The organism is Nocardia sp. NPDC041819, from assembly GCF_055590505.1.
Genome location: NZ_JBVJAP010000013.1, coordinates 67,270 through 93,288 on the forward strand (window position 1 = coordinate 67,270; position 26,019 = coordinate 93,288).

The 26,019-nt window shown below is 69.0% G+C and carries 20 protein-coding genes and 1 pseudogene; 10 read left to right on the forward strand and 11 right to left on the reverse strand.

Annotation, left to right across the window (positions count from 1 at the left end; translation table 11 throughout):
- Positions 1–163 precede the first annotated feature (163 nt).
- The 4 genes from ACZ6DL_RS29240 (at position 164) to ACZ6DL_RS29255 (ending at position 6,399) form a co-directional block, all read left to right on the forward strand.
- Positions 164–811 (forward strand): TetR/AcrR family transcriptional regulator, encoded by a 648-nt coding sequence (locus tag ACZ6DL_RS29240; protein ID WP_063052570.1) that lies wholly within the window; start codon positions 164–166, stop codon positions 809–811.
- 643 nt (positions 812–1,454) lie between these two features.
- Entirely contained in the window at positions 1,455–5,066 is a 3,612-nt protein-coding gene (gene mfd / locus ACZ6DL_RS29245) for a transcription-repair coupling factor (RefSeq protein ID WP_466055895.1), read from the forward strand.
- 149 nt (positions 5,067–5,215) lie between these two features.
- Positions 5,216–5,857: a nucleoside triphosphate pyrophosphohydrolase gene (locus ACZ6DL_RS29250; RefSeq protein ID WP_466056077.1), complete on the forward strand. Its 642-nt coding sequence runs from the start codon at positions 5,216–5,218 to the stop codon at positions 5,855–5,857.
- A gap of 218 nt (positions 5,858–6,075) precedes the next feature.
- Positions 6,076–6,399: a hypothetical protein gene (locus ACZ6DL_RS29255; protein ID WP_466055897.1), complete on the forward strand. Its 324-nt coding sequence runs from the start codon at positions 6,076–6,078 to the stop codon at positions 6,397–6,399.
- A 139-nt stretch (positions 6,400–6,538) separates the two neighbouring features.
- Here the strand turns inward: ACZ6DL_RS29255 and ACZ6DL_RS29260 are convergent, their stop codons facing one another.
- Positions 6,539–8,086 (reverse strand): MAB_1171c family putative transporter, encoded by a 1,548-nt coding sequence (locus ACZ6DL_RS29260; protein WP_466055899.1) that lies wholly within the window; start codon positions 8,084–8,086, stop codon positions 6,539–6,541.
- 46 nt (positions 8,087–8,132) lie between these two features.
- Here ACZ6DL_RS29260 and ACZ6DL_RS29265 point away from each other — a divergent pair.
- Positions 8,133–8,252, forward strand: a pseudogene (locus tag ACZ6DL_RS29265) (DUF397 domain-containing protein); the annotation flags it as partial.
- A gap of 165 nt (positions 8,253–8,417) precedes the next feature.
- On the opposite strand, the gene ACZ6DL_RS29270 reads toward ACZ6DL_RS29265, so the two are convergent.
- From ACZ6DL_RS29270 to ACZ6DL_RS29280, 3 genes are all read right to left on the reverse strand, one after another.
- Positions 8,418–8,993, reverse strand: coding sequence for a TerD family protein (locus tag ACZ6DL_RS29270; protein WP_040869776.1), 576 nt, complete (start codon positions 8,991–8,993; stop codon positions 8,418–8,420).
- Positions 8,994–9,057: 64 nt separating this feature from the next.
- Positions 9,058–9,543: a hypothetical protein gene (locus ACZ6DL_RS29275; RefSeq protein WP_466056079.1), complete on the reverse strand. Its 486-nt coding sequence runs from the start codon at positions 9,541–9,543 to the stop codon at positions 9,058–9,060.
- Between the two features lie 141 nt (positions 9,544–9,684).
- Positions 9,685–10,140 (reverse strand): flavodoxin domain-containing protein, encoded by a 456-nt coding sequence (locus tag ACZ6DL_RS29280; RefSeq protein WP_466055901.1) that lies wholly within the window; start codon positions 10,138–10,140, stop codon positions 9,685–9,687.
- A gap of 506 nt (positions 10,141–10,646) precedes the next feature.
- Between ACZ6DL_RS29280 and ACZ6DL_RS29285 the strand changes: the two genes are divergently transcribed.
- A complete protein-coding gene (locus ACZ6DL_RS29285; protein WP_466055903.1) occupies positions 10,647–12,110 on the forward strand; it encodes a stealth family protein in 1,464 nt (487 codons plus the stop codon).
- On the opposite strand, the gene ACZ6DL_RS29290 is transcribed toward ACZ6DL_RS29285, so the two are convergent.
- The 7 genes from ACZ6DL_RS29290 to ACZ6DL_RS29320 form a co-directional block, all read right to left on the reverse strand.
- A complete protein-coding gene (locus ACZ6DL_RS29290) occupies positions 12,058–13,011 on the reverse strand; it encodes a phosphodiesterase (protein WP_466055905.1) in 954 nt (317 codons plus the stop codon). The genes ACZ6DL_RS29285 and ACZ6DL_RS29290 overlap by 53 nt on opposite strands.
- Before the next feature lie 163 nt (positions 13,012–13,174).
- A complete protein-coding gene (locus ACZ6DL_RS29295) occupies positions 13,175–14,263 on the reverse strand; it encodes a glycerol dehydrogenase (RefSeq protein ID WP_466055907.1) in 1,089 nt (362 codons plus the stop codon).
- A 352-nt stretch (positions 14,264–14,615) separates the two neighbouring features.
- Positions 14,616–16,019 carry an MATE family efflux transporter gene (locus ACZ6DL_RS29300; RefSeq protein ID WP_466055909.1) on the reverse strand — a complete coding sequence of 468 codons (1,404 nt, stop codon included), beginning with the start codon at positions 16,017–16,019 and terminating at the stop codon, positions 14,616–14,618.
- Between the two features lie 73 nt (positions 16,020–16,092).
- Positions 16,093–17,124, reverse strand: a complete 1,032-nt coding sequence (locus ACZ6DL_RS29305; protein WP_466055911.1) for a PLP-dependent cysteine synthase family protein — start codon at positions 17,122–17,124, stop codon at positions 16,093–16,095.
- A 25-nt stretch (positions 17,125–17,149) separates the two neighbouring features.
- Positions 17,150–18,454 (reverse strand): alanine racemase, encoded by a 1,305-nt coding sequence (locus tag ACZ6DL_RS29310; protein WP_466056081.1) that lies wholly within the window; start codon positions 18,452–18,454, stop codon positions 17,150–17,152.
- Positions 18,455–18,548: 94 nt separating this feature from the next.
- A complete protein-coding gene (locus ACZ6DL_RS29315; RefSeq protein WP_466056083.1) occupies positions 18,549–19,559 on the reverse strand; it encodes an ornithine cyclodeaminase family protein in 1,011 nt (336 codons plus the stop codon).
- On the reverse strand, positions 19,531–20,628 hold the full coding sequence (locus ACZ6DL_RS29320) for a TauD/TfdA family dioxygenase (protein WP_466055913.1): 1,098 nt from the start codon (positions 20,626–20,628) through the stop codon (positions 19,531–19,533). Before ACZ6DL_RS29320 ends, ACZ6DL_RS29315 begins: the two co-directional genes overlap by 29 nt.
- A gap of 381 nt (positions 20,629–21,009) precedes the next feature.
- On the opposite strand from ACZ6DL_RS29320, the gene ACZ6DL_RS29325 reads away from it, so the two are divergent.
- From ACZ6DL_RS29325 to ACZ6DL_RS29340, 4 genes are read left to right on the forward strand one after another with little or no spacing between them, the layout of a single operon-like run.
- Positions 21,010–22,527, forward strand: coding sequence for an ABC transporter substrate-binding protein (locus ACZ6DL_RS29325; RefSeq protein WP_466055915.1), 1,518 nt, complete (start codon positions 21,010–21,012; stop codon positions 22,525–22,527).
- Positions 22,512–23,453: an ABC transporter permease gene (locus ACZ6DL_RS29330; protein WP_466055917.1), complete on the forward strand. Its 942-nt coding sequence runs from the start codon at positions 22,512–22,514 to the stop codon at positions 23,451–23,453. Before ACZ6DL_RS29325 ends, ACZ6DL_RS29330 begins: the two co-directional genes overlap by 16 nt.
- A complete protein-coding gene (locus ACZ6DL_RS29335) occupies positions 23,450–24,271 on the forward strand; it encodes an ABC transporter permease (protein WP_466055918.1) in 822 nt (273 codons plus the stop codon). The genes ACZ6DL_RS29330 and ACZ6DL_RS29335 overlap by 4 nt, the downstream gene beginning before the upstream one ends.
- Positions 24,268–25,953, forward strand: a complete 1,686-nt coding sequence (locus tag ACZ6DL_RS29340) for an ABC transporter ATP-binding protein (RefSeq protein WP_466055920.1) — start codon at positions 24,268–24,270, stop codon at positions 25,951–25,953. The genes ACZ6DL_RS29335 and ACZ6DL_RS29340 overlap by 4 nt, the downstream gene beginning before the upstream one ends.
- The last annotated feature ends 66 nt before the right edge of the window (positions 25,954–26,019 follow it).

Here is a 26,019-nt window from a genome sequence, read left to right on the forward strand (position 1 = left end):
AAATTGCGCGACGGGTCTTGCCGAATGCTCGAATTGGCTGCCGGGCGCGCGCCTGGTGGTACGGTTCACCCATCCTTTGGGTGCTGTTCGGGCGGTAAGTCGGTCAACTTCGGGATGTCGGTCTACTTCAGGATGGCTGGTTTTGGGATGACAGGCGGATCTGATGGCTAGGCAAGCGCGCGCGGAGATCACCCGCGACTCCGTCCTGGCAGGCGCGGCCGATGTCTTTCTGCGCTTGGGATACGCGAATGCGAGCCTGAGCGAGATCATCGCGCAGTCCAATGTGACCAAGGGCGCCTTGTATTTTCACTTCGGCTCGAAGGAAGAGCTGGCGCGCGCCGTGGTCGACCAGGGCAACGAGCGACTGACCAGCTCGTGTCAGGGCTTCTTCGATCCCCGGGTGCCCGCGCTGGAAGCGTGCATCGGCATCACCTACGTCGTCGCCGATCTATCGATGAACGACCCGATGGTCGGCGCCATGCTGAAGCTGACCCACCAGATCGGCGACTACCGCGGCGCCCAAGGCGACAACATCGCCAAGAACTGGGGCGACACCTACCGGCTGCTCGCCGAGCGAGCCATCGCCCAGGGCGACCTGATCGCCGACCTGGACGCGGAGGTCATCGGCCTGCTCTGGCAGGAGATGGCCGCGGGCGTGCACATCATCGCCGTCGGCACCGAATCCATCGACCAGATGGCGGTCCGGATGGAGCGCGCGTGGTACTTCCTGCTCCCGGCCCTCGTGCCGCCGGAGAAGTTGTCCTACTTCCGCGAGTTCGCCGCTAGGCGCCTGCGCCGCTACGTGCCGTAATTTTGGCCGCGCCTGCGGCGCGGCGTGTTCGCGGCCCTCTTATGGCTCGCGTCCGAGCGACCACCGCTGGCGACTTCGTCGCGGACGCGGCGGCCACTCGGACGCGAGCCGGGCCGCGAACGGCGGATGCTGGGTCTCGCTTCGCTCGGAACCGGGAGTCGAGGTCAGCTGGGCGCGTGAGTTCTCGAGCGTGGGATGAAGCGCACGCGGTTCGGGTGGGGGAGTTCGGTGGGCCGGTGGGTGTGATTCTTCGATGGCTGCCTCGTCGCACGTATGCAGGGCGGGCCGCATGCTTCGTTCGTGCTCTGGCGTGGGGGGTGCGCCGGGAACGTGAGTGGGGCGGGTAGAGGAGGTTCGGGCGGCGTGTGGGTCCGGGGTCGAGGTGCGGATGGTCTTCGCGGACGGCGTTCACAGTCAGGTGTGCCGCGGCGCGGCTCGATCACCGGGGCTCTGACCGGCTCGCCGGTGGGCGACCAGGTGATCGCCGTGTTCGCCGCGGCGCCGTCCTGAGGCGGTCGCTGCGGCGCACATCGATGACAGGCCCGGGAGCGCGCGTCGCCGCAGGCGCTGCAATTACGGGACACCCGCTTAACTAGACTCGGTTGGCCGCTCGAACCGTGTCGCCTGCGCTCAGGAGTTGTCGATGTCCACCCACCGCCCACCGTTGGCGGGACTGGCCGCTGCGGCCGGTGCCGATACCTCGCTACGGACCGTCGCGGAGCTGATCGGGACCACGTCGGTGGCGTTGGTCGCGCCGTCGGCGGTGCGGCCGTTCGTCGCGGCGCGGGTGGCCGCCGAGCGGCCGCTGGTGGTGGTCACGGCCACGGGGCGGGAGGCCGACGACCTGACCGTCGAGCTGGCGGAGATGCTCGGTCCCGCGGTCGCGCAGTTCCCGTCCTGGGAGACGTTGCCGCACGAGCGGCTCTCACCGGGCGCGGACACGGTGGGGCGCAGGCTGGAGGTGCTGCGCCGGATCGCGCACCCCGACGACCCGCATTTCCCCGCGCCACTGCGCGTGGTGGTGACGACGGTGCGATCGCTGATGCAGCCGATGGCGGGCGGTCTCGGCGACATCGAGCCGATCGTGCTGCGCGTGGGGGTCGAGTTGGACTTCGACGAATTGCTCTTGCGGCTGGTGGAATTCGCCTACACCCGGGTCGACATGGTGGGCAAGCGCGGCGAGTTCGCGGTGCGCGGCGGCATCCTCGATGTCTTCCCGCCCACCGCCGACCATCCGGTGCGTGTCGAGTTCTGGGGCGACGAGATCACCGAACTGCGGCCGTTCGCCGTCGCCGACCAGCGTTCGCTGCCGGACGTCGCGGTGGACGTCGTGGTCGCGCCGCCGTGCCGGGAGCTGCTGCTCACCACCGAGGTGCGCGAGCGGGCCGCCGAGGTGGCCGCCGCCAACTCCGCCGACGCGGCGCTGGTGGAGATGCTCGAGAAACTGGCCCAGGGCATCCCGGTAGAGGGCATGGAGGCGCTGCTGCCGGTGCTGCGGCCGGGGCAGCTGCGGTTGCTCACCGAGGTGCTGCCGGAAGACACCCACGTGCTGCTGTGCGATCCGGAGAAGATCCGCACCCGCGCCGCCGACCTGGTGCGCACCGGTGAGGAATTCCTGGAGGCGTCCTGGACGGCTGCCTCGTTCGGTGGCGCCGCGCCGCTCGGCGGCCACGGGCTCGACCTTGCCGCGTCGGCCTACCAGCCGCTGTCCGACGTCCGCGCCAGCGCCGACCGGCAGGGCCTGCCCTGGTGGACGCTGAGCCCGCTCGCCTCCGGCGATTCGTCCGAGGTCGTCCTGGGGGTGCTGCCCGGCCCCGCCGCGCGCGGGTCCGACGAACTGGTGGCGACCATGTTCGCCTCGTTGCGCGCCCACGTGACCACCGGCGGCAGGGCAGTGGTGGTCGTCGCAGGTCACGGCACCGCGCAGCGCATCATGGAACGGTTGGCGGACGCCGACGTGCCAGCCGCGGAGCTGGAGACGGGCGGCGAGCCGAACGAGGGCGTGGTGGGCGTGCTGTGCGGCTCCCTGCACGACGGCCTGGTGTTCGAAGACGCCCGTTTGGTAGTGGTCGCCGAGTCCGACCTGACCGGCAACCGGGTCACCGCGCCGACCGAGGGCAAGCGGATGCCCGCGAAACGGCGCAACCAGGTCGACCCGCTCGCGTTGAGCGCCGGTGACATGGTGGTGCACGACCAGCACGGCATCGGCAAGTTCGTCGAGATGATCGAACGCACCGTCGGCGGCGCCCGCCGCGAGTACCTGGTGATCGAGTACGCGCCGGGCAAGCGCGGCCAGCCCGGCGACCGGCTGTTCGTGCCGATGGAGTCGCTCGACCAGCTCTCCCGCTACGTCGGCGGCGAGATGCCCAGCCTGTCCAAGCTCGGCGGCTCGGACTGGGCCAACACGAAACGCAAGGCGCGCAAGGCCGTTCGTGAGATCGCGGGCGAGCTCGTGCAGCTGTACGCGGCCCGTCAGGCCGCGCCGGGCCACGCCTTCGGGGCCGACACGCCGTGGCAGAAGGAGATGGAGGACGCGTTCGCGTTCACCGAGACCGTCGACCAGATGACCGCCATCGCCGAGGTGAAGGCGGATATGGAGAAGCCGGTCCCGATGGACCGCGTGGTCTGCGGCGACGTCGGCTACGGCAAGACCGAGATCGCGGTGCGCGCGGCGTTCAAGGCGGTGCAGGACGGCAAACAAGTCGTCGTGCTGGTGCCGACCACGCTGCTCGCCCAACAGCATCTACAGACGTTCGCCGAGCGTGTCGCGGGTTTCCCGATCACCGTGAAGGGCCTGTCCCGCTTCACCGATCCGGCCGAGGCCCGTGCCGTACTGGAGGGAATGGCCGACGGCAGCGTCGATATCGTGGTGGGCACCCACCGGCTGCTACAGACCGGCGTGCGCTGGAAGGACCTCGGCCTCGTCGTGGTCGACGAGGAGCAGCGGTTCGGTGTCGAGCACAAGGAGCACATCAAGGCGCTGCGCACGCACGTCGACGTGCTCACCATGTCGGCGACCCCGATCCCGCGCACCCTCGAGATGAGCCTGGCCGGGATCCGCGAGATGTCGACCATCCTCACCCCGCCGGAGGAACGCCACCCGGTGCTCACCTATGTGGGCGGATATAACGACAAGCAGGTCACCGCCGCGATCCGCCGCGAACTGCTGCGCGACGGGCAGGTCTTCTACGTGCACAACCGGGTGTCGTCGATCGACAAGGCCGCCAAGCGGATTCGCGATCTCGTGCCGGAGGCGCGGGTGGTGGTCGCGCACGGCCAGATGAACGAGGACGCGCTGGAGTCCACCGTGCAGGGTTTCTGGCAGCGCGAATACGACGTGCTGGTGTGCACCACGATCATCGAGACCGGCCTGGACATCTCCAACGCCAACACGCTGATCGTGGAACGCGCCGACGCGCTGGGCCTTTCGCAGTTGCACCAGTTGCGCGGCCGGGTGGGGCGCAGCCGGGAGCGCGGCTACGCCTACTTCCTGTACCCGCCGGAGAAGCCGCTCACCGAGACGGCCTACGACCGGCTGGCCACCATCTCGCAGAACTCCGACCTCGGCGCGGGCATGGCGGTCGCGATGAAGGACCTGGAGATCCGCGGCGCGGGCAACGTGCTCGGCGCCGAGCAGTCCGGTCACGTCGCGGGCGTCGGCTTCGATCTCTACGTGCGGCTGGTCGGCGAGGCCGTCGAGGCGTACCGCGCCGCCGCGGACGGCAAGCCGATCACCACCGAGGAGGTCAAGGAGGTGCGCATCGACCTGCCCGTGGACGCGCACATCCCGCCCGACTACATCGCCAGCGACCGGCTGCGCCTGGAGGCGTATCGCAAACTGGCCGCGGCGCAAGAGGATGCGGCGCTCGCGCTGGTCGTGGAAGAACTCGTCGACCGTTACGGCCCGCTGCCGGTGGAGGTCGGGCGCCTGGTGTCGGTGGCCAAGTTGCGGCTGCTCGCCCGCGAGTACGAGGTCACCGAGATCGCGGTCACCGGGACGACGTTGAAGATCTCGCCCCTGCATCTGCCCGATTCCAAGCAGATGCGGCTCAAGCGGCTCTACCCGAGCGCGGGATACCGCGCCGCGTCCGGAGTGGTGCAGCTTCCGTTGCCGCGTGTCGAGGACAGTGTCGGGGCCGAGCGCGTCCGAGATGTGGTGCTGCTGCAATTCGTCGCCGATCTGCTGCTGGCATTGGACGGAAAGGCGCAAGGGGCGGTCGATCTCACCGTCGCCGCCGAGATGGCGCCGCGATGAGTTCGACGGGTCGCGACGAGTCCGTCCTTCGGGCCGCCCGGCATCGTGCCGCCGCGGGCGTGTCGTCCGGTAGCGCGCCGAACGGCGACTCGCTGCCGCCCACGGACACGGCGGTGGTCGCGGCGGGGCTGGCCGGTGCTGTCGAGGTGATGGACCGCCTCTGGCATTTCGGTGGGTGGGAGGTCACCCAGACCCACGATTCCCTGCGTCCCTATCTGCTCGAGGAGACCTACGAGCTGCTCGACGCCATCCAGCACAGCGATGCCGAGACGATCAAGGAAGAACTCGGCGACCTGCTGTTGCAAGTGCTGTTCCATTCCCGGATCGCCGAGGCGGCGGGGGAGTTCACGGTCGACGACGTCGCCGCCGCCCTGGTCGCCAAGCTGGTCAACCGCAGCCCGCACCTCGTCGACGCCCCGATCGATCCGTCCGCCTCGATAGCGGAGAAGATCGCCGCGCAGGAACGCGCCTGGGAGGAGCGCAAATCCACCGAGAAGTCCCGCCGCTCCTGCCTGGACGGCATCGCCATGGCCCAGCCCGCCCTGGCACTCGCCGAGAAGGTCGTCTCCCGCAGCACCAAGGCCGGTCTCCCGCCCGATCTCGTCCCCGAAGCGCTGGGGGTGGTGCGTCTCGGTGGTCCGGAAAGCGCCGAAGAACGTCTCCGGAAAGCGACGCTGACGTTCGCCGCCGCTATCCGTGCGACCGAGGACGCGGCGGAAAAGGAACGCGGTGAACGCCTCCCGCTCACCGCCGAGGACTGGCGCGCTTTCTGGCCGAAGGAAGACGAGTAGGCCGGGCGCCTCTGCCACACAACTCAGACAACCAATCCCCACACTGTGACCCACCCCCAATGACCTGCGCCTTTTTGCCATGTCGGCTCAATTGCCCCACTGGCAAATTCGCGGTTAGCACCCGTCGGACGGTCGGTCGACCTGTCCGCGTCGGTTGCGGAGACCGCCGTGCAGGAATGCCTCTGGGAGGAACACAAATCAGCAGGGACACTGAGACGATGCCGTACCCCGAGCTGAAAGCACGACCACGATGGCAGTCGACCGGGAACGGCCGGTTTCCCGTCGCCGCCCACGTCGACGGCCAGTGGTGGGTCTTGCGGATGAACGGTTTTCCCGACCATCCGCTGTGGACACTGTTCATCGACGGCGCACCGCGTTTCGACCTCGATGACCCCCCGGCCACCTGGGGTGGACCGAGCACTCGATCTCTACCGCCGCTCGAGCCCAAAACAGCCGAAAAGATCTTGGCGCGCCTCAAGGACTTCATGGCCTACGGCAGTGAAGTAGGGAAACCCTGCGACGACCCAGTCTGCTGCGGTTGACCGATGTGCGCATGGATTTCCATGGGCACACGATGTCGGTGATCAGCCGGTCCTGAAGAGCGGAAAGTGTCGCGTGGCGTGAGGGATCGACCATCCAGAGCCCCCGCGCTGGTTGTCTTTCCGGCCGAATGGGAAGCATTCACCGCTGGCGTTGCCGAGGGCAAGTTCTCTCGGTCGTAGGCGCGATATCGGCAGGCGTCACATGCTGGGCCGACTCGCGCGGATGAAGACGTTCGAATCCGGCCGAACCGACCTGCCGCGCGGAATGCCTCCGCGAGGCCACCCGCCTGTGCGCAACCATCCGCGCGGCGGAAGGCGCCGGCTGGGAAAATCGCGGCCAATGTTTTCCGCTCACAGCTGAGTATTCGACGCAGGTACCGGCCGACTTGCTCGGCTCATCCCGGGCGATCGCGGCGCAAGCGCGTGGCCAGACGCGCGCCAGATCGAGCAGAAACCGCAGGTCGGTGTCGAAATCCTGTGCGCCCGAGGATAGCTGCGGAATAGCCTCCGAACCAGTCGGTGATCCACCAGCTTTCCTGGCCTGCACGGCGTGGGCGAGGCGATGTGCGTAATCTGCTACACCCGAATGCGATTGGTCAATTTCCGTGCTCGAACTGTCGAGTTCCTCTAGAAGATATGGCCTCAGATGCAACAGGGCGTCGCGGATCTCGACGGTCATCCGAAGTAGGCGGGTGTCCGGAATGGTCGGCGCAGGCGCGTCGATGTCCGGTGACAGCACGATCTCCGGCACCGCGGCGGTTAGATCGCGCCACAGTGGTTGCAGCCGACGACAGGATCGTCCGCTCCGGTCCAAACCCCCGCTTTCGATCAACCAGGTACCCAGCGGTACCGCGGCGAACGTTATGCTGATGAGGAAGCATACGACGGTGATGAACTCCACGCGCGGCAGTTGGGGTCCGAGATCGGGCCATCCGGTCAGTGCCTGCGTCGTAGAGACCGCCTGATTGGTGAGGATGAAGGCGCAGCAGCCTATCTGGGCGAAGCAGAAGATCCTTTCCGTCGCCGATTCACTTCGCCGGAGTTCTCGAAGACCGGCATACATCAGCGTCGACGTGCACACCGCCATTGGGACGCCGAAGGCGATCGCGAGGATCATCCCCTGGAGCCCCAGGCCGAAATCGACCGACCCCTCTGCGGCGCGAGCGTGGGCCCCTGCAACAAGTATCGCGACCGCCGCGACAACCGCGACCTGGCAGTAGCAGCGCTGGCGGCGCCAGATCGCCGCCACATCGCTGTCGGCGTCCCAGAATTGAGCGAGGCCAAGAATGTACATGGACATCATGACCAGGCAGCCGAGGGCCAACAGCTGCGCCAGACTGGTGATGCCGGGCGTCCACGTGCACCGGAACAGCAGCAAGCTGAGCAGGCACCACAGGAATATCCGATTCAGGAACTGGTCGGCGATCCTGTCCCTGAACAGCAGCAGCCTTCCGGCGATCAGAACCGTGGCATAGCCGATCGCCGGCCACGCGATGACTCCGGGAAGTGGCGACAACACCACCGGACCATAGCCGAGTGTGCTCCTATCGACGATCCGGGGCAAGGGGATCTGGTGGAAATCGATGACGACTGATACCGACACCACAGTGAGAACACGGCAGGTGCCAGATCCCGCGCAGCCTGGTCGCTGCGCGCCGAAGGCTCCCATGAAACGAGTGCCCAGCATGAAGGTCGATCTATCTACCGCGAAGTGATTCGAGAGTACTAACAGCGCCGGAGATGTGGAGTGCGTCGAGGGTGCGTTCCTCGATAGCGGCGTCGTCGGCGTCCGAGACTCGAAGAACACCACTGGTCCGGCGTTGGTCTTCGCTCGTGACGAGTGGGATGTCTTTACGGCCGGAGTAGTCGCGGGGGGTTCGATCGGACGTGATCCACCACATGCACAGGCGGTAGCGGTTGGGCTCAGCTCGGCCGGTACCGAACCGACGGCGCTCGGGTCTTCCGGAATTCGATGGTGTGCATCGACCGGAAGACTCGAACGGCGTCAAAGAATTCGGTCAGACGTTGACGCCGTAGTCGCGGGCGATGCCCGCCAGGCCGGAGGCGTAGCCCTGTCCGATGGCGCGGAATTTCCACTCGTTGTTGTGGCGGTACAGCTCGCCGAAGATCATGGCCGTCTCGGTGGACGCGTCCTCGGTGAGGTCGTAGCGAGCCAGTTCGACGCCCGTGCCCGCGTCGACGACGCGGATGAAGGCGTTGCGGATCTGGCCGAACGACTGGCCGCGGGCGTCGGCGTCGTGGATGGACACCGGGAAGAAGATGTTGGTGATCTCCGGCGGGGCGGCGGTGAGGTCGACGTTGATCACCTCGTCGTCGCCTTCACCCGCGCCGGTGAGGTTGTCGCCGGTGTGCTCGATGGATCCATCGGGCGAACGCAGGTTGTTGTAGAAGATGAAATGCTGATCGGACAGCACTTTCAGGTTCGGTCCGCAGGCCAGCGCGCTGGCGTCGAGGTCGTAGTCGGCGCCGGTGGTGGTGCGTACGTCCCAGCCGAGCCCCACCGACACCTTGGTGAGATTCGCCGCCTGCTTCGACAGCGAGACGTTGCCGCCTTTGGCCAGAGTGACGCTCATGATCCCCTTCCGCGCGGCACGGCCGGTGCCGCCTTCTCTCTGCTCCCGGAAACGTCGGGCTGCTTCAGTTCTGGTGGTCGGCCCAGGATCGCAGTGTGCTGACCCGGTCCTTCAGCGCGCGCAGTTCGCTCTCGTCGTCGAGCACCGTGCGCTGGATGCCTTGCACGACCGCGAAGGCCGACTGGCGGTGGTCGTCGATCACGTCGACGTCGATGCGGACGGCGACGTAGTCGTCGGCGCCGGGCATCTGCTCGGCGACCACGTGCGCGGTGCCCCGGGCGCACATCGCCACGTTGCCCCCGCCGAGGATCAGCAGCGCCACCTCGGGATGGTCGCGCAGCCGGGCCAGCGAGCCGCGATCGTACTTCAGGCTGAGCAGGATTCGCCGGTCACCGGCCCGCACCGGCCAGGACACCGGAATCGCATGCGGCGCGGGATCGGTCGTCACCAGCACGCCGATCGTTTCCAGTGGCCATTCCGGGAGCACGTCCAGCTCGGGATGATCTGTCGAGTTGTGCTGACGTTGGGCGGGGCTCGCTCCGGCTGCCATCTTCGTCACCTCATGGATCGTCGAGCGCGGCGGGCTGTGCCGCGCTTGATAGCAGTCTAAGGCGCTGTGCCCCTTGCGCGCTGGCGCTGGGTGCTTTGTCCGGACCTCACTTCGGAGACCCGTGGTCCGTGCGGGGCGCGGTCACGCCGAGAGCAGCGCGGGAATGTCCAGCGCGGTGGCCCATCGCCGAGCCATGTCCCGGACGCGGATCTCGGTCGAGGCGTCGTGCCGCGCGTGTTCGCCGAGTTGGACGGCGCCGCGGGCGATGAGCTTCTCGGCGATGATCTCGCCGCCCCGGTTGAACGTGTCGCCGTAGACGGTGTCGCCGAGCCCGAAGACGGCGAATCGCAGGCCGCTCAATTCCGGCGCGAGGCGGTCGAGCGCGTCGGCGAAGGGCTCGGCGCCGGTCGGCAGGTCGCCGTCGCCGTAGGTCGAGCACACGACGATGTGAAAGTCGCGGACGTCCAGATCCTCGATGTCGACCTCCGCCATATCGTGCACCGAGACCTTGTGCGCCCCGCGCAGTTCCTCGGCGATGCTGTCCGCCGCGGACTCCGCGGTACCCATCTCGGTTCCGAACAGGATGACGACACGCACCGGCGCGACCCTTTCTCCAGCGTGAATGTGGTGAGGCTACCCTAACTATAGCCGAAGATGCGCTGCGGCTCCGGTGGATGGTCGTCACCGGCGTCAGAGGCCGGACACGGGCGGTCGAGCTGCAACGATTGACGGAATCCCCAGCGCGTTGCATCATTCGTAAGGGTGCCCGGTGTTTTCTGGGCTGACCACTTTTTCGCCGGCCGATGACCGTCCGGCTGCGCGGTTGCCACCCGTGCCCTTCGAGTTCTCGCACGAGTGCAGCGCTTCCATCCACGACGCTTCGCGCGTCCGGCCGTGAGTGAGGTGAAAACGAAATGGTCTACCAGTCGTCTGCATTCCAGGTGATCAATTCGCGCGCCCGCTTCGGCTCCCTTCCCCACTTCTGAATGTCACCGCGCCGGGCGCGGTCTTCTCTCGCCGATGTCTCGCATCGGCGGACTCGCAGCTCGGCGCGGTGCCCCGGACGTATCGAAACCGGTGGATCGACGGATGTGGAGACAGTCATGGTGGACAGGGGAGCAGTGGATTCGGGGGCAGTGGAAATGGTGACGCGGCTCATGGCGAGCAACTTCGCCGTGTCGGCCGCGACGATCGCGGATCTCGGGCATCTGCGCGCGGAGCTGGCGGCCGCCGAGGTGCCGTTTCTGCTCGTACGCGACGGCGAGCACCGGCTCGTGCTCGCGGCGGACGCGGCGCACCGCCTGATGGTGCGCCGGGTGACCGCCGCGGCGATCTCGGCCGGATTCACCTGCGTCGAGGTGCAGCACAACGTCTTCCGGCTCGGGCGCGACCATGATCCGGCGCATCACGTCGAGCTGGAACTGTGGGAGTACCACGGTGACACGGTGACCTGCCCGCGCCCGAACGCGCTGACCCGGACGGTCTTCGACCTCGCCGACGTCCAGCGCACGCAGGTGCGGCTGTTCGACCGGACCTGGCCCACCCTGGTGGACATGTTCGCGCCGCAGACCGACGACGTCGGTTTCGACATCGACCTGGTGTTCTCCTGGGTGGACGGCTCCGATCCGGAATTCCGTGCCCGCCGAGCCGGGATGCTCGCCCAGGTCGTGGTCGGTGAGGGCGACGACGCGGACGCCAGGATCAGGCAGATCGACGAGCTGAAGTACGCACTGCGGTCGGTGCACAAGAACGCGCCGTGGATCCGCAGGATCTTCATCGCGACCGACTCAACGCCGCCGCGCTGGCTGACCGCGCACCCGAAGGTGACCGTGGTGCGGGCGGTGGACCACTTCCGCGACGTCAGCGGCTTGCCGGTGTTCAACTCGCACGCGGTGGAATGCCAGTTGCAGCACATCGACGGGCTCAGCGAGCACTTCCTGTACTCCAACGACGACATGTTCTTCGCGCGGCCGGTGCGTCCGTCGATGTTCTTCACGCCGGGCGGCGTGAGCCGGTTCATCGAAGCGGACCTCAGAATCGGTCCGGGGCACAGCGACGAGCGGCGCAGCGGTTTCGAGAACGCCGCGCGGGTGAACCGGGCTCTGCTGGCCGATCGCTTCGGTCATGTCATCACCCGGCACCTGGAGCACACGCCGGTGCCGTTGCGCCGCAGCGTGCTGCTGGAGATGGAAGAGGAATTCGCCGGGGACTTCGCACGCACCAGCGCGAGCCGGTTCCGGGCGGCCACCGACATCTCGGTCACCAATTCGCTGTACCACTACTACGCCATGCTGACCGGACGCGCGGTGCCGCAGGAGGCGGCGAAGGTGCGCTACGTCGACACCACCAGCTACAGCGGACTGACCTTGCTCGACGGGCTGGCGCGCAGGCGCGACGTCGACTTCTTCTGCCTCAACGACGGCAGTTTCCCCGAGGTCGCCGAGTCGGAGCGGGTGCGGATCGTCTCGGAGTTCCTCGCCGCGTACTACCCGGAGCCCGCGCCGTGGGAGCGGTTCAGCACACCGCCTCGTCATCCGCTTCCGGAGTCGACGCAGGGCGCCGCATGACGTGCGGGATGCGCCCGGCGGGCGGGATCACGATGCCCTCCTCCGCCAGCCGCCGCTGCGCCTCCTCCGGCGTCGCGGGAACGCCGACCGTGCTGCCGCGTTCGATGGGCACCACCGAATGCACCACGGTGTCCGGGTAGATGTGCACGTAGTTGAAGGCCTGCGCGCCGTCCCGGCCGCGCAGGCCGCCCTGCGCCACACCGAGATCCTGGCTGTAGCAGGTGGCCGACGCCACCGAGACCGGGATGCCCGCGAAGGTCGCGCTGGTGGAGAAGTGCAGGTGCCCCGCGAGGATGGCGCGCACGTCGCTGCCGTCCAGCACGTCGGCCAGTCTGCGCTGATCGCGCAGTTCCACGGTGACGGCGAGGTCGACCACGCACGGCACCGGCGGGTGGTGCATGGCCAGGATGGTGCCGAAGGGAGCGGGCTCGGCCAGCACCGAGCGCAGCCACTCCAGCTGGCCGTCGGAGATCTCGCCGTGGTGGTGCCCGGGGACCGAGGTGTCCAGGGCGATGACCCGCAGCCCGTCGATCAGGTGCACGCGATCCAGCGGGGAAGTCGTGGGGTACTCGCCGAGCAGGCGGGCGCGCAGGGCGGCGCGGTCGTCGTGGTTGCCGGTCACCCACACAATGGGCGATTGCAAACTTCTAGCGAACGGCTCGACGATCGACTTCAGCTTGGCGTATGCGGCGGGCTCGCCCCGATCGGTGAGGTCGCCGGTGAACACGATCGCGGTCGGTCGGATCCGGCTGGCCGCGGCCTGCTCGAGCAGTTGCCGTAACCGCAGGTCGGCGTCGACATCGCCGTACAAGGGGTCGTCGCCCGCGATGAGATGTGTGTCGCTGAAGTGGAACAACACGTGATCCGGACGCGGATACTCCGCGACTCTGGTGATGGACACCGGACCGAACTCCTCCTGGCGGTTTGCCCGCCATTGGCTTGGCTCCGTCGCAACGATAGCGTCGGTTACGGACAGGTTTCCCGACGTTTGATGAAGACACGCTTGCGGGAAGGTGAGTTTTCGGTGTCGAACGCTGGGGAAACGCCGACCGGTGTGGGATTGGTCACCGGCCGAGCGCGTCGGCGGTGCGCAGGGCGTCCGCCACCATCGCGGCATCCACCGTGAAGGGTTCGTTGTGGATGGTCTCGCCCGCGGCGGTCGCTCGCTTCGCGACGGCCCACAGTGTCTCGTCGTCGGCGTCGGGCAGACCGAGTGCGGCGAGCGTGGTCGGCAAGCCCACCTCGGCGCAGAAATCGAGCACCGTGCCGATCTCGGACGCGGGCGCGCCCTCGAGCACCAGCTGGGTGACGGTGCCGAAGGCCACCTTCTCGCCGTGCAGGAACGGGCGCGTTTGCGCGGCGGCGGTGAGGCCGTTGTGCACGGCGTGCGCCGCGGCCAGCCCCGACGATTCGAAGCCGAGCCCGGACAGCAGCGTGTTGGCCTCGACGACGCGCTCCAGCGCCGGTGTGACGCTGCGCGCGCGGACCGCGGTCAGCGCCTGCGTTCCGTCGGCGAGCAGGGTGCGGTAGCAGAGTTCGGCCAAGGCGGTGGCGCTGCGCGTGGAGGCCCCGCCGCGCATATTGCGCACCTGGGCGGCGCTGCATGTGCGCGCCTCGAACCAGGTGGCCAAGGCGTCGCCCATCCCCGCGGTCAGCAGCCGGGCCGGGGCCTGCGCGACCACCGAGGTGTCCACCAGCACCAGCGCCGGATTCCGCCGGACCAGCTGATAGGCCTCGAACTCGCCCGCATCGGTGTAGATCACCGACAGCGCGCTGCACGGCGCGTCGCTGGAGGCGGTGCTGGGGCAGCTGATCATCGGCAGGTCGAGATCGTCGGCGACCGCGCGGGCCGCGTCGAGCACCTTGCCGCCGCCCGCGCCGAGGACCACCGTGCTGCCGGATTGTTCGACGGCGTGGGCGATCCGCGCGATCTCGGCCCTGCTGCATTCCCCGCCGGACAGATGGATGGAATAGGCGATCTTCGCGTCGGTCAGCGAGCGTTCCCAGGTGTCGGCGAGCAGCCGGAAGGCGCTCGACCCGGCCACGATCAGCACCGGACCGCCGATCCCGAGCCGCGTCATCTCGGCGCCGAGCGCGGCGGTGGCATCCCGGCCCTGCACATAATGTCCCGGCGAGGAGAACACACTCAGCACCTGGCACCTCCCGATCCCGGGCCGCACGTCATCCCGGACCGACCGACGACGATTCAACATTACGCGAGGCTCCCGCTCCCGCGGCCGTGGTCAGCCGAACTCGCCGGACCCTCGTTCGGACGGCGCGTCGCTTCCTGCGACGGTGCTCGGCGCGCTTGCGGCCGCGAACTCCGGCCCTCCGGGACTGCCGGTGCCGGAACGCATTCCCGCGTTCTCGGGATCAGGTCTGCCGCAGCCGGAAAGGATCTGTCGTCTGCCGTGCGGCCGCTTGTCCGGTCCGAGGCGGCCTTTGCGATCGCGAGCGCCCCCCTTCCTCCACCCGTGTGTGGCGTAAGGAGCGCTCGCGGCCCGGTCAGCTCGGTGTGGTGAGGGTTTCCGGAAGCAGGCGGGGTCGGTCGTGTGCCCGCTCGCTCAGCAACGCGAAGTAGCGGCGCAGCATGAGGATGGCGGTGGTGGCCAGGCCTGCGGTGAGGCCCCACCAGACGCCCGCCGCGCCGAGACCCGCGGGGTAGGCCAGCAGCAGGGCGACGGGCAGGCCCACGCCCCAGTAGCCGATCAGCGAGAGCTGGAAGCCCGCATTGGTCGCCTTGAGTCCGCGCAGCAAACCGTTGCCGATGTTCTGGGCGGCGTCGAAGAACTGGAGCACGATGCCGATCAGCAGCAGGGTGTGCGCGACCCGGATGGTGTCGGCGTCCGAGGAATCCAGGAAGGGGCGCAGCACCAGATCGGGAGCGACCACGTACACCGCGCCCGTCACCGCCGCGATCACCGCGGCGTGCCGCAGCGCGAGCCACGCCAGCGCGCGTGCGTGCGTGTGCTCGTCGCGCGCGACCGCGTGGCTGACCAGGATCGACGCACCGTGCGACAGGCCGATCGCGACTTGGAAGACGATGTAGATGATCTGGTAGACGACGTTGTGGGCGGCCAGCGCCGCGGGGCCGATGCTGCCCATGACGAGGGCGAGCACCGAGAACATGCCCGCCTCGGAGCCGTAGGTCAACGCGATCGGCGTGCCCAGTTTCAGCTCGGCGCGCACCGTGCTCAGCCGCACCGGCAACGGCGTCACGGGCAGGGTGCGGCCGAGTTCCTCGTCACGCCACACCATCGCCCAGAACACGCCGAAGGTGATCAGGAAGACGAGCGAGGTCGCGACGCCGATGCCGGTCAGCCCGAGCTCGGGCAGCCCGCCCTTGCCGTGGATGAAGCCGAGGGCCAGCAGCAGGTTCAGCGCCACCGAGCCGAGCGTCACCAGCAACAGCGCCTGCGGGCGCTGCATGCCGACCGTGTATTGGCGCAGCACCTGGAACCACAGGCAGGGCAGCAGGCCCGGTGCGAGCGCCACCAGCAGGGGGCGGGCGTCGGCGAGCACGCCCGGGTCCTGCCCGAGCCACGGCAGCACCCAGCCCAGCCCGATCAGCGCCGCGCCGCCGAGCAGGCCCGCGACCGTGGCGATCGCGAAGCTCGAGCGCAGCAGGTCGCGGATCTCCGGATCCGGCGAGTCGCCGCGCTTGCCTGCCGCGCTCACGGCGGTGGCGATCTGGTTGCCGCTGCCGGTGATCAAGCCGACGCACATGGTGCGGATCTGGTTGAACAGCACGATCGCCAGGCCGCCCGCGGCCACCTGCCGCACGCCGAGCGTGCCCATCAGCGCGATGTTGGTGGTGGACACCGCGATCTGGGCCAGCTGGGTCAGCGCGATCGGCGTCGCGAGCGCGGTGAGCCGCCCGCCGTCGCCGCGGAAACTCGTCACGATCACCGGTTCTCCTTCGCGGAAGGCGGGAGCGCGGTCCCGCGCGGGCGCAACGTCATGCGGTACGAGCGACCGGACCTCACCGCGCTTGCACCAGCGTGTTCCTGGCAGCGGGCGTGTAGCGCCGCAGCAGTTCCGCGACCTCGCGTTCGGCGTCGGCGTCGAGCAGGTCGCGCTCGTTCATCCAGTCGTCGTCGAACACCGTGTCCAGGTACTTCTCCCCGCCGTCGCAGACGATGGTGACCACGGTCGAGCCCGGCGGGAACTCCTCGAGCCGGGTCAGCCCGGCGTGCACCGAACCGCCCGCCGACCCGCCGATCATCAGGCCGAGCTCGGCCGCCACCGCCCTGGCGGTCGCGAAGGCCGCCACGTCGGAGACCTTCACGCCCTCGTCCAGCAGCGAATAGTCGACGGCGGTGCCGATGGTGGCGCCCGGCGGGGTGCCGGTGCCCGACTGCCAATACGGGCCGCCGGGCCCGCCGAAGGCGATCGAACCGACCGGCTCGACGCCGATCACGTAGGGCGGGCAGCCGAGCTGGCGCAGCCGGGTCGCGGTGCCGAACAGCGAACCTCCGGTTCCCACCGCGGACAGCAGAATGTCGACCCGCTCGACGTCCTCGAGCAATTCCTCCGCCACCGGGTAGTAGCCCACCGCGTTGGCGTCGTTGTTGTGCTGCTCGGTGAAGAACGCGTCGGCGCGCTCGGCCGCCATCGCCTCGGCCAGGTCCTCCCGTGCCGAGGTGGCGAGATTGTCGTCGCCCTCGTCGGCGACGTACACGAGTTCCGCACCCATTGCCCGCATCGCGCGCAGTTTGTCCTTACATGCGTGATGGTCGACCACTGCGGTGAAGCGATACCCACGTTCGGCGGCGACTACCGCCAGGCCGAGCCCGGTGTTGCCGGACGTGGACTCGATGATATGTCCACCACTGCGCAGCAAACCGCGACGCTCGGCATCGAGCACCATTTCGCGCGCCATCCTGATCTTGGCCGCGCCGGTCGGGTTGAACTGCTCGAGTTTGAGTAGCAGGCGGGTGCCCGCCGCGGTGGCCGCGAGCTCGAACAGCGGCGTGCGGCCGATCAGATCCGTCACGCGCGTGACGAGCGGCATTGATGTCTCCTGGTTCGGGTCGGGGTCAGCTACCGTCGCGGGTCCAGCGGAAGCGCTCGCCGGACGCGTCGTGCAGCACGACTTTCGGTGGGATGGGCAGTTCGTGGAAGGCGGACTCGTTCGAATCCATCTGATAGCCCGCCGTATTGGGGTAGATCAGCAGGTCACCGACTTCGGCGGGGCGCGGCAGCGGCACCCGGCGCCAGCTCAGCATGTCGGAATCCAGACAACTGGCCGCGCCGACGCACGTCGGCGTCACTGCGCCGGGCCGGGCGGGCCACAGCACCGGATCGGGCAGGTACTCGCTGTCGAACCATTGCTCCGAGAGGCTGAGACTGGTGCCGTCGACGGTGAGCAATCGGTAGGGCTTGCCGTGCGCGTGCCTGGTCTTGCCGCCCTGGACGCGGAAGACGGTGCAGCCCGCGTGGGCGAGCAGCGCGCGGCCCGGTTCGATCGCCAGGCGCACGGCGTTGTCGCGCAGTCGCCCGGCGAGATCGTCGTGGTCGAGGATCTGTGTGAGCATGGCCGCGCCGGGTGCCGGAAAGTGGTACGGGTAGTACGAATCGAAGGACTTCCCGGAGTGGAACCACTGCCTGCCCATCCCCGCGGTGAACTCCAGGGCGGCGTCCGCCGGAACGTAGTCGACGCCGAAGCCACCGCCGATCGACACGGTGGTGGCCGGATGCCCCAGTGTGCGCGCGTGCAGGCAGCGGGCGATCAGCTCGCCCGCCAATTCCGCCCGCGCGACCGCGTCGTAGCCGGACAGGTGAAAACTGAAACCTTCCAGCCGGATCGATGCGCGAGCGCCGCACAGCGCCAGCGCGTCCTCGATTTCGCCGGATGTCATGCCGAATCGGCTGGCCGAGGCAGCGGGCAGCACGCGAAGCAGCACGCGCGCGGGCTCGCCGGGAGACGTCAGCGCCGCGAGCCGCTCGAGTTCCCCGAGGTCGTCCACGGCGATCAGCGAACCGTGCCGGGCGGCCAGCCACAGCAGCTCGTCCGCCTTGGCCGGGCCGGTCACCATGAGCTCGGGCCCGCGCACACCCTGCGCCAGCGCGGCGGTCAACTCGCCGACGCTGGCGACGTCGACGCCCGCGCCGTGTTCCGCGCACGCCCGCGCCACACAAGCGGCCTTGTTCGCCTTCTTGCCGTAGTAGATCGTGCCGTGCACTCCGGCGCGGGTGAAAGCGGCGCGGAAGGCGCGGACGTTGTGGCCGACCCGTGCCGGATACATCACGTGAAACGGGCCGCCCATCGCGAAAGACAGGTCACCGAGCAGGTTCGGATCGGCGAGCAGGCGGCGCTCCCACGGGTCGAGATGCGCGGGCATCGGTGGCGCGCTGATCGACTCGTGCGCGTTCGCGTCGGCCCCCGGCTCCACGGCGATACTCGAATGTTCTAGTTCCACCGCGTGCCTCCCTGCGCTAGTCCCACAGCGGCACCTCCGTACCCCGGCCCTCCGCGATCGCTCGCTCGGCCAGCGCGTGGGCCACCGCGATGTCGGTCAGCACCAGTCCGCTGTTGTAGACGAAGACGCGTTCGTCGTCCGAGCGTCGGGCCAACGCACGGCGATTCAGGATCTGCGGCAGCTCGGCGTCCACCGCGCGCAGCGTGCCGTCCGGCCCCGCCATGTCGGTGCCGGTCAGCGCCATCTGCTCGGCGCTGGTCGCGATCACGCGATCGGCATCCGCCAGCGTCGAGGGCGCGAGTCCGTAGCCGACCAGCACCGCCACCGAACCGGGTGCCAGATCCTCGGATTCGAGCGCCACCTCGGTGGCCGGGCCCGCGGTGGCCAGCACGACATCGGCCGTGGCCGCCGCGGCGCGGGGATCGGTCACGGTCTCGAGCAGGGCGTGCGGATGATGCTCGGCGAGCCCGCGGTGCACGGCTTCCAGCCCCTCCGGATGGGTGCCGTAGACCATCAGTTTGCGCAGCTGCGGGTTGGCGGCGAGCAGATGCGGCAGGGCGTTGCGGCCCTGGGTGCCGGTACCGATCAGCAGCACGCTCTCCGCGCCGCGCCGGATCGTCTCGCGCACCAGCAGCGCCGACACCGCGGGCGTGCGCAACGCGCCGACCCGTGCGCAGTCCATCATCGCGATCGGCGCACCGGTGCTGTCGTCGTAGAGCGTGATGGTCGTGTAGTACCGCTTGGTGCTGCGATCGTGGCCGGGGTCGAACTTGTAGGAGGTCTTCATCGCCACCACGCGCCTGCGGCCGTCCCGGCCGAGCATGGCGTAGGCGACCGACCAGCCGTCCGGGTTCGCGACGCTGAGTTTGCGTGGGTTGTCCGAATCGCCCGCCGCGAAGGCGAGATACGCCTCCTCCACCGCGCGCACCACCGCGGCCGGTGTGATCGGCACGTCGGCGAGGTCGCTGCGGCTCAACACCCGCAAAGGTGTGCTTCGGTCACGCGTGCTCAAGGGGTCCTCGATCATGTCGTACTGCATCCCGCTCATGAGTGCCGCTCGCGACCGGCGGGGTGTCCGCCGTCCGGAACGGGGCCACGATTTGTTGCCCGTAGCCATTCTCGTCGGCTTCCTCGGCCCGCCGCTGTCGTTCCGGAAGCCGGATGTTCACTCGCTTGAGCCATCGGTCGGTGCCGTCGTATCGCGCGGTGAACGGTACCCGGCCGTGCACGGCGACGTCGTTGTCCACCAACAACAACTCACCGGGGGACAGCGTGGCGGTCACGCAGACACGTTCGAGTTCGGCGGCGAGTTGTTCGTAGGCTGCGCGGAATTCGGCGTCCGCCTCGGCGAGCGGAGTGTATGCGGGGTCGTAGCGCAGTGTCTGCCGGTCTGGCCCGGCAGCGCTCCACAGCGTCGGAATAGCTGCGGCAGAGTATGTTTCGTGTGTGCCGCCGTAGGAGACGTCGGGCAGGATCGGCAGGGCGGGAGTGCTGAGCAATGCGCGCTGCTCGGTGGTGAGTTCGATCCGGCGCACCGACGACACGGTGGTGCCCACCAGGTCCGGGTTGCGCAGGCAACCGAGCATCAGTAAGTGGGCGCGTTGCGGGTGGAAGGCGTCCTCGGTGTGCGGGCTCAGTAGCACTTCGCTACTGGCGCCGGACTGTTCGTATTCGTGACCGGCCGCGGGAACGATGTTGTTGACCAACCGTCCGCCCTGCTGCCCCTGCCAGCCGAACGGCTCACCCGTACTGCGCGCGAGCAAGAGCATGACCAGGTCGAGTTCGAACGAACGCGCGCGGCGCACCGGATCGCCGCTCCAGCTCGCCGCCTCGCGCCAGCTCGGCGGAGTCGGCCCGAACTCGTTGTCCGCCAGCGGAAGACGTCCTACGACCGCGGCGCCCGCCGCGGTGGCCGGCGGGCGCATGGCATCGCGCACCTCGCTCGGGAGTTCCGCGGCGCCCGCATCGATCCGTTCGATGATCGCCGGGTCCGCGAGGGTGCGCGCGGCGGTGGCCGGATCGGCGAGTGCGTGATCGAGTGTGGCGGATATCGCTCTGGCGAGCTCCCGCACCGCCCGGCCCGCCTCCGCGGACATCTCACGTCGTTCGAGGTCTTGTGGGTGAAGCGTCTTACGTTCGGAGAGAACGCTTTTCACCAAGAGTCCCTTCTTCGCATCGGTTCGAAAAGCAGGGGTCACGTTCTGTATGCGAAGGTATCCCTTCCGTCTTAGTGAAGCAAGGCTTACCTAAGCGAGTCGGCGAAAAATAGCCGGATCGTATAGCCACGCTTCGCTCCGGGCCTGCGGTCGGCGGGTGTGCTCGCGCTCGATTCGGGAGTTTGCGGGCGGTACGCCCTTGCGCTGCCGTTTCGGTGCCGGAATCGGCGAGTCGCGCAATCCATTAGGCTAGCCTGTCCTGATCAATACACTGGGTGGGCGGTACCGAGGTGGGTTCGGTTCAGGAATGAGGGCAACGCAATGGTTTTGAATCGACGGCAACTGCTGCGATCGAGTCTCGGGGCGGGGGCGGTGTTGCTGGTAGCCGCCTGTTCCGACGGCGCGGACTCGTCCGGCCCCGCGCGGCGCGGCGGCACGCTGCGGGTGGGCGTGCTCGGCACCGCGGCTCGCATCGAACGCGACCCACACGCCAACCTCAGCAACGACAGCGACTTCCTGATCGCCTCCCTGGTGTACGACGCCCTCACCGTGCCGGGCGGTAACCCGAATGTCTTGCCGCGCTTGGCCACTCGCTGGGAGCCGGATGCCGATCGGCGGCGCTGGAGTTTCACCCTCGCCGAGAACGCGACCTTCCACGACGGATCACCGGTGACGTCCGAGGATGTCGTGTGGTCGCTGCGCAGGCTGCGCACGGTCGGCGGCGCGTCGAAGATGCCGGTGGCCGTGGAGGACATCACCGCCGACGGGCCGAACCGCGTGATCCTCACGGTGCCCGAGCCGAATAATCAACTGCCGCTGCTGGTCCGGTTGATGACCTTCACGATGAAGAAGGACAGCACCGATTTCACCAAGGCGGTCGGCAGCGGACCGTTCCGGTTGGAGTCCTATCAGGGCGGCAACGCCCGACTGGTGCGCAACGAGCAGTGGCACGGCGGGCCGCCGCCGCTGGACGCCATCGAGGTCACCATATTCGAAAGCGTGACCGCGCTGGGCAACGCGGTGCTCGGCGGGCAGATCGATCTCGCCTCGAACGTCGGCGCCATCGCGGGACGCACCGCCGAGGGCCGCGGTGACCTGACAGTCGTGCGCCGCCCGAACGACACGGTGGTCGGCGTCGCCATGCGCACCTCCGACGGCCCGTTCGCCGACCCGCGGGTGCGCGCCGCCCTGCGGCTCGGCGTCGACCGCACAGCTCTGGTCAACCAGGTGCACTCCGGATACGGAACAGTAGCCAACGACGTCCTCGGCACCGGAGACCCGCTCTACGACACCTCCCTCGCCCAGCGCACCCGCGACGTGGACCGCGCGAAGGCGCTGCTGCGCGAGGCGAATTTCGACACCGGGCGTGGCTATCCGTTCGTCACCAAGGCCGAGGCGCCCGGCGAGGTCGAGTCGGCGAAGGTGATCGCCACCCAGCTCGCCGAGATCGGTGTGCGGCTGGACGTGGTCACCCAGGAGCCGAACGCCTTCTACGACCAGACCTGGCTGAAGGCGCCGCTGTACACGATCTCCTGGGGCACGAACGATTCCACGCTCTTCTTCGCGAGCAAGTTGCTGGCGGGCGGATCGAATCGCAACGAGACCGCCTTCAAGGACGCGGCGTTCGACGCGGCCACGGCGAAAGCGCTCGGCGCGCACAGCGACGAGGAATATCAGCTGGCCGCCAAGGAACTACAGCGCATCCAGTACGAGCGCGGCGGATACCTGGTCTGGGGCATGGCCGACGGTATCGACATCGCCGCGTCCCGGGTGCGCGACCTGCCGACGCTCGGCGGCTTCGCCCGCGTCCAATTGGAAAGGGCTTGGCTGGCCGGGTGATCTCCTTCGCGCGACTCCTGCTCCGGCGCGTCATCCTGCTGGTGACGCTGCTGGCCTGCGTCTTCGTCGCCGTGGACCTGCTGCCGGGCAACACCGCCCGCGCCGTCCTCGGCCGGGAGGCCACACCGGAGCAGATCGCGGCCAAAGAACACGAACTCGGACTGGACCGCCCCCTGACGGTGCGGTTCTGGCACTGGATATCGGGCGTCATGACCGGTGATTTCGGGCGCACCGCGCGCGGACGGCCGGTCAACGACCTGCTCGTCGACAAGTTCCCGCCGACGCTGCTGCTCGGTGGGCTCGCCCTCGCGGTGACCGTGCTCGCGTCGCTCGCGCTCGGCGCGTGGTGGGCGACGCGTCCGGGCAGCGTGGCCGCGCGCGTGTTGCAGCCGACGACGACCACCGCCGTGGCGGTTCCCGAGTTCGTGATCTCCACGCTGCTGATCCTGGTGTTCGCGCTGGCGCTCGGGTGGCTGCCCGCGGTCACCATCACCGGCCGTTCCGGGATGCCCGCCGGGCCCGAGATGCTGGTGCTGCCGGTGCTTGCGCTCGCATTGCCCCAGGCCGGCTGGAACACCAGGGTGGTACGTGCCGCCCTGGCCGACGCCGCGCTGGCGCCGCATGTGGAAAGCGCGGTGCTGGACGGGATTTCGAGCAGGACGGTGCTGGTTCGGCACGTGCTGCCGTTCGCGCTGCCGACCATCGTCGCCAGCTTCGCCACCACGGTGGGGATGCTGCTCGGCGGGGCCCTGGTGGTGGAGACGGTCTTCAACTACCCCGGTCTCGGTGCGGTCCTGGCCGGCTCGGTGGCCGATCGGGACACCTCGGTGGTCGCGGCGGTGGTCGCGCTGTCCGGGGTGATCATCATGATCATGCTGGCCGCCGCCGACGGCATCCGCAGCTGGTCGTTGCGGGGGCGGCGATGAAGCCCTCCTCCGCGGGCGCGAGTCCGGCGCGGCGACGGCTCGGCCGTCTGACGGTCGCGCCGGCGCTGCTGGTCACCCTGCTGGCGGTGCTTGGCCCGACGCTGGCGCCGCACCCGGCGGAGCGAGCGATCGGCATCCCGTTCGGCGATCCCGGCGCGGGCGCGCCGCTGGGCACCGACCGGCTGGGCCGCGACGTGCTCAGCCAACTGCTGTACGGCGGTTGGGGATTGCTGCTGGTGGCCGCGATCATCGCGGTGACGGTGACCGGGGTGTCGTGTGTCCTCGGCGCGGTCGCGGCACTGCGCCCGCGGATAGGGGAGTGGATCGAACTGGGCACCGACCTGTTCATTCTGCTGCCCGCGGTGCTGGGGATCCTGCTCGTGCTCACCTCGTGGCCCGACGCCGGCACCTGGGGCCTGATCGTTCTGGCGCTGCTGTTCGGCGTCCCCTATTGCGCGCGGATCTTCACCGCCGCCGCTGCCGGGGTCGCGGCATCCGGATATGTCGAGAGCGCCCGGGCCGCCGGTGAGCCGCTGACGCACCTGGTGTTCCGGGAAGTGATCCCGAATCTGCGCGAAGTGTCGACGACGCAGCTCGGGCTGCGTTTCGTGGCTGGGGTCTATCTCGTGAGCACGGCGTCCTTCCTGCAACTGCCCACGACGCTCGGCGCGACCAACTGGGCGGTCATGGTGCGCGAGAACACTTCCGGAATGCTGCTCAATCCATGGGCCGTGCTGGCCCCGAGCCTCGCCATCGCGATCGTCGCGGTGAGCGTGAACCTGGCGGTCTCGGCGTTCGGGCGAGGGGAGCGGGAATGAACGTGACGAAACGCGGTTGCCCGGCGGCTGCGGTGGAGGCGGAGGGTGCCGCGACCGATCTCGTCTCGGTCGACCGTCTGACCGTGCTGGGACCGAACGGCCGGGAATTGGCGGGTCCCGCGACTTTCCGGATCCCGGCGGGCACGGTGACGGCGCTCACCGGCCCGTCGGGGTCGGGTAAGACGACGGTGATGCGCGCCCTGCTCGGGCAGCTGCCATCCGCTCAGGCGCGCGCGACGGGATCGGCGTCGGTCGCCGGACACGACGTACTGACGCTCGACCGTTCTGCCCTGCACAGGTTTCGGCGTCGGCACATCGCATTCGTCGGGCAGGACCCGGGTTCGGCGCTGAATCCGCTGCTGCGCGTGCGCGCCCTGCTGCGCGAGGTCGCTCCGGACGCGCCCGAGTCCACCCTGACCGACACGCTGGCACTGGTCGGCCTGTCGCCGGACTATCTGCGCCGCCGTCCCGGTGAACTCTCCGGCGGCCAGCAGCGCCGCGTCGCCCTCGCCAGGGCACTGATCCGCCGCACCGGCGTGGTGGTGCTCGACGAGCCGCTCGCCGGGCTGCACGGCGCGCTGCGCACCGACATCGCCGGACAACTCGCGGCGCTCGCCCGTGAGCGGTCGACGGCGATCCTGCTGTCCGGTCACGACACCGCCCTCGTGCACTCGATCGCCGACGACATCGTCGAACTCGGTGTGGTGCCTCAGGTGTCCGTACCTCCGGTTCGGGCGACCGCTACAGCAGCGAGAACATCCGGTGTGGTCACCGGGTCCGCACTCGGCCCGCCGACCGCCACGTCCGCTGATCCGGTCGACGCCATGGCGGTCGGTGGCCGGGCCGAGCTCGCGCCGGTGCCCGACAGCGGATGGTTGCGGCCCGGCGGCTCGGCGAGCAACGGTCACACGTCCTCCGTTGTCGTCGCGACGGACGATCGACCGCCGGACCTCGCGCTGCGCGCCGAGGGGATCAACGCCTCGATCGACGGACACCAGGTGCTCGCCGACATCGGTTTCGCGCTCGAAGCGGGTTCGGCGCTCGCGGTGGTCGGCGCGTCGGGCGCGGGCAAGACCACTCTGGCGCGCGTCATCGCGGGGTTGCACCGTTCGGCGACCGGATCACTGGAGTTGCGCGGGACCCCGATCGTCGTGGGCGCGAACAGGCGAATCCGGTACGGCGCGGGCGGCATTCAGTTGGTCACCCAGAACCCGCGCTCCGCGCTCAACCCGCGCCGCACCGTGGCGCAGACGCTCGGCCGTCCGCTGCGGCGGATCGGGCGCGTCGCGCGGCGGGACCTCGCGCTGCGGATCACCGAGCTGCTCGCCGCGGTCGAACTGTCCGCCGACCTGGCCGCCCGCTACCCGCACGAGCTGTCCGGCGGACAACGCCAGCGCGTGGCCCTGGCGCGCGCCCTCGCCGCCGAACCCGCCGTGCTCCTGTGCGACGAGATCACCTCGGCACTGGACCACACCACGGCATCCGCGATCATGGCACTGCTGGACCGGATCCGGGCCGAACGCGACACCGCCCTGCTGATCATCACCCACGACATGGCCTTGGTCGCCGAATACTGTCCCGGCCTGCTGGTCCTCGATCAGGGGCGGATCGCCGAATCGGGTCACACCGGAACCGTTCTCGCCGCGCCGACCCACAACGCGACCAACGAGTTGCTCGTCTGAACCGCCGCGGGTCATGCGCGCGGCGACACGCCGTGGACTCCGTCACCGGCTTCCCGCGGGCACGAG

Excerpts from the sequence above, each read along its gene's own strand:
- ACZ6DL_RS29240 (WP_063052570.1), top strand. The coding sequence starts at position 164 with ATGGCTAGGCAAGCGCGCGCGGAGATCACCCGCGACTCCGTCCTGGCA.
- mfd (WP_466055895.1), top strand. The coding sequence starts at position 1,455 with ATGTCCACCCACCGCCCACCGTTGGCGGGACTGGCCGCTGCGGCCGGT.
- ACZ6DL_RS29250 (WP_466056077.1), top strand. The coding sequence starts at position 5,216 with ATGGACCGCCTCTGGCATTTCGGTGGGTGGGAGGTCACCCAGACCCAC.
- ACZ6DL_RS29255 (WP_466055897.1), top strand. The coding sequence starts at position 6,076 with ATGCCGTACCCCGAGCTGAAAGCACGACCACGATGGCAGTCGACCGGG.
- ACZ6DL_RS29260 (WP_466055899.1), bottom strand. The coding sequence starts at position 8,086 with ATGCTGGGCACTCGTTTCATGGGAGCCTTCGGCGCGCAGCGACCAGGC.
- ACZ6DL_RS29270 (WP_040869776.1), bottom strand. The coding sequence starts at position 8,993 with ATGAGCGTCACTCTGGCCAAAGGCGGCAACGTCTCGCTGTCGAAGCAG.
- ACZ6DL_RS29275 (WP_466056079.1), bottom strand. The coding sequence starts at position 9,543 with ATGGCAGCCGGAGCGAGCCCCGCCCAACGTCAGCACAACTCGACAGAT.
- ACZ6DL_RS29285 (WP_466055903.1), top strand. The coding sequence starts at position 10,647 with ATGGTGGACAGGGGAGCAGTGGATTCGGGGGCAGTGGAAATGGTGACG.
- ACZ6DL_RS29305 (WP_466055911.1), bottom strand. The coding sequence starts at position 17,124 with ATGCCGCTCGTCACGCGCGTGACGGATCTGATCGGCCGCACGCCGCTG.
- ACZ6DL_RS29310 (WP_466056081.1), bottom strand. The coding sequence starts at position 18,454 with ATGCCCGCGCATCTCGACCCGTGGGAGCGCCGCCTGCTCGCCGATCCG.
- ACZ6DL_RS29315 (WP_466056083.1), bottom strand. The coding sequence starts at position 19,559 with ATGATCGAGGACCCCTTGAGCACGCGTGACCGAAGCACACCTTTGCGG.
- ACZ6DL_RS29320 (WP_466055913.1), bottom strand. The coding sequence starts at position 20,628 with ATGTCCGCGGAGGCGGGCCGGGCGGTGCGGGAGCTCGCCAGAGCGATA.
- ACZ6DL_RS29325 (WP_466055915.1), top strand. The coding sequence starts at position 21,010 with ATGGTTTTGAATCGACGGCAACTGCTGCGATCGAGTCTCGGGGCGGGG.
- ACZ6DL_RS29335 (WP_466055918.1), top strand. The coding sequence starts at position 23,450 with ATGAAGCCCTCCTCCGCGGGCGCGAGTCCGGCGCGGCGACGGCTCGGC.
- ACZ6DL_RS29340 (WP_466055920.1), top strand. The coding sequence starts at position 24,268 with ATGAACGTGACGAAACGCGGTTGCCCGGCGGCTGCGGTGGAGGCGGAG.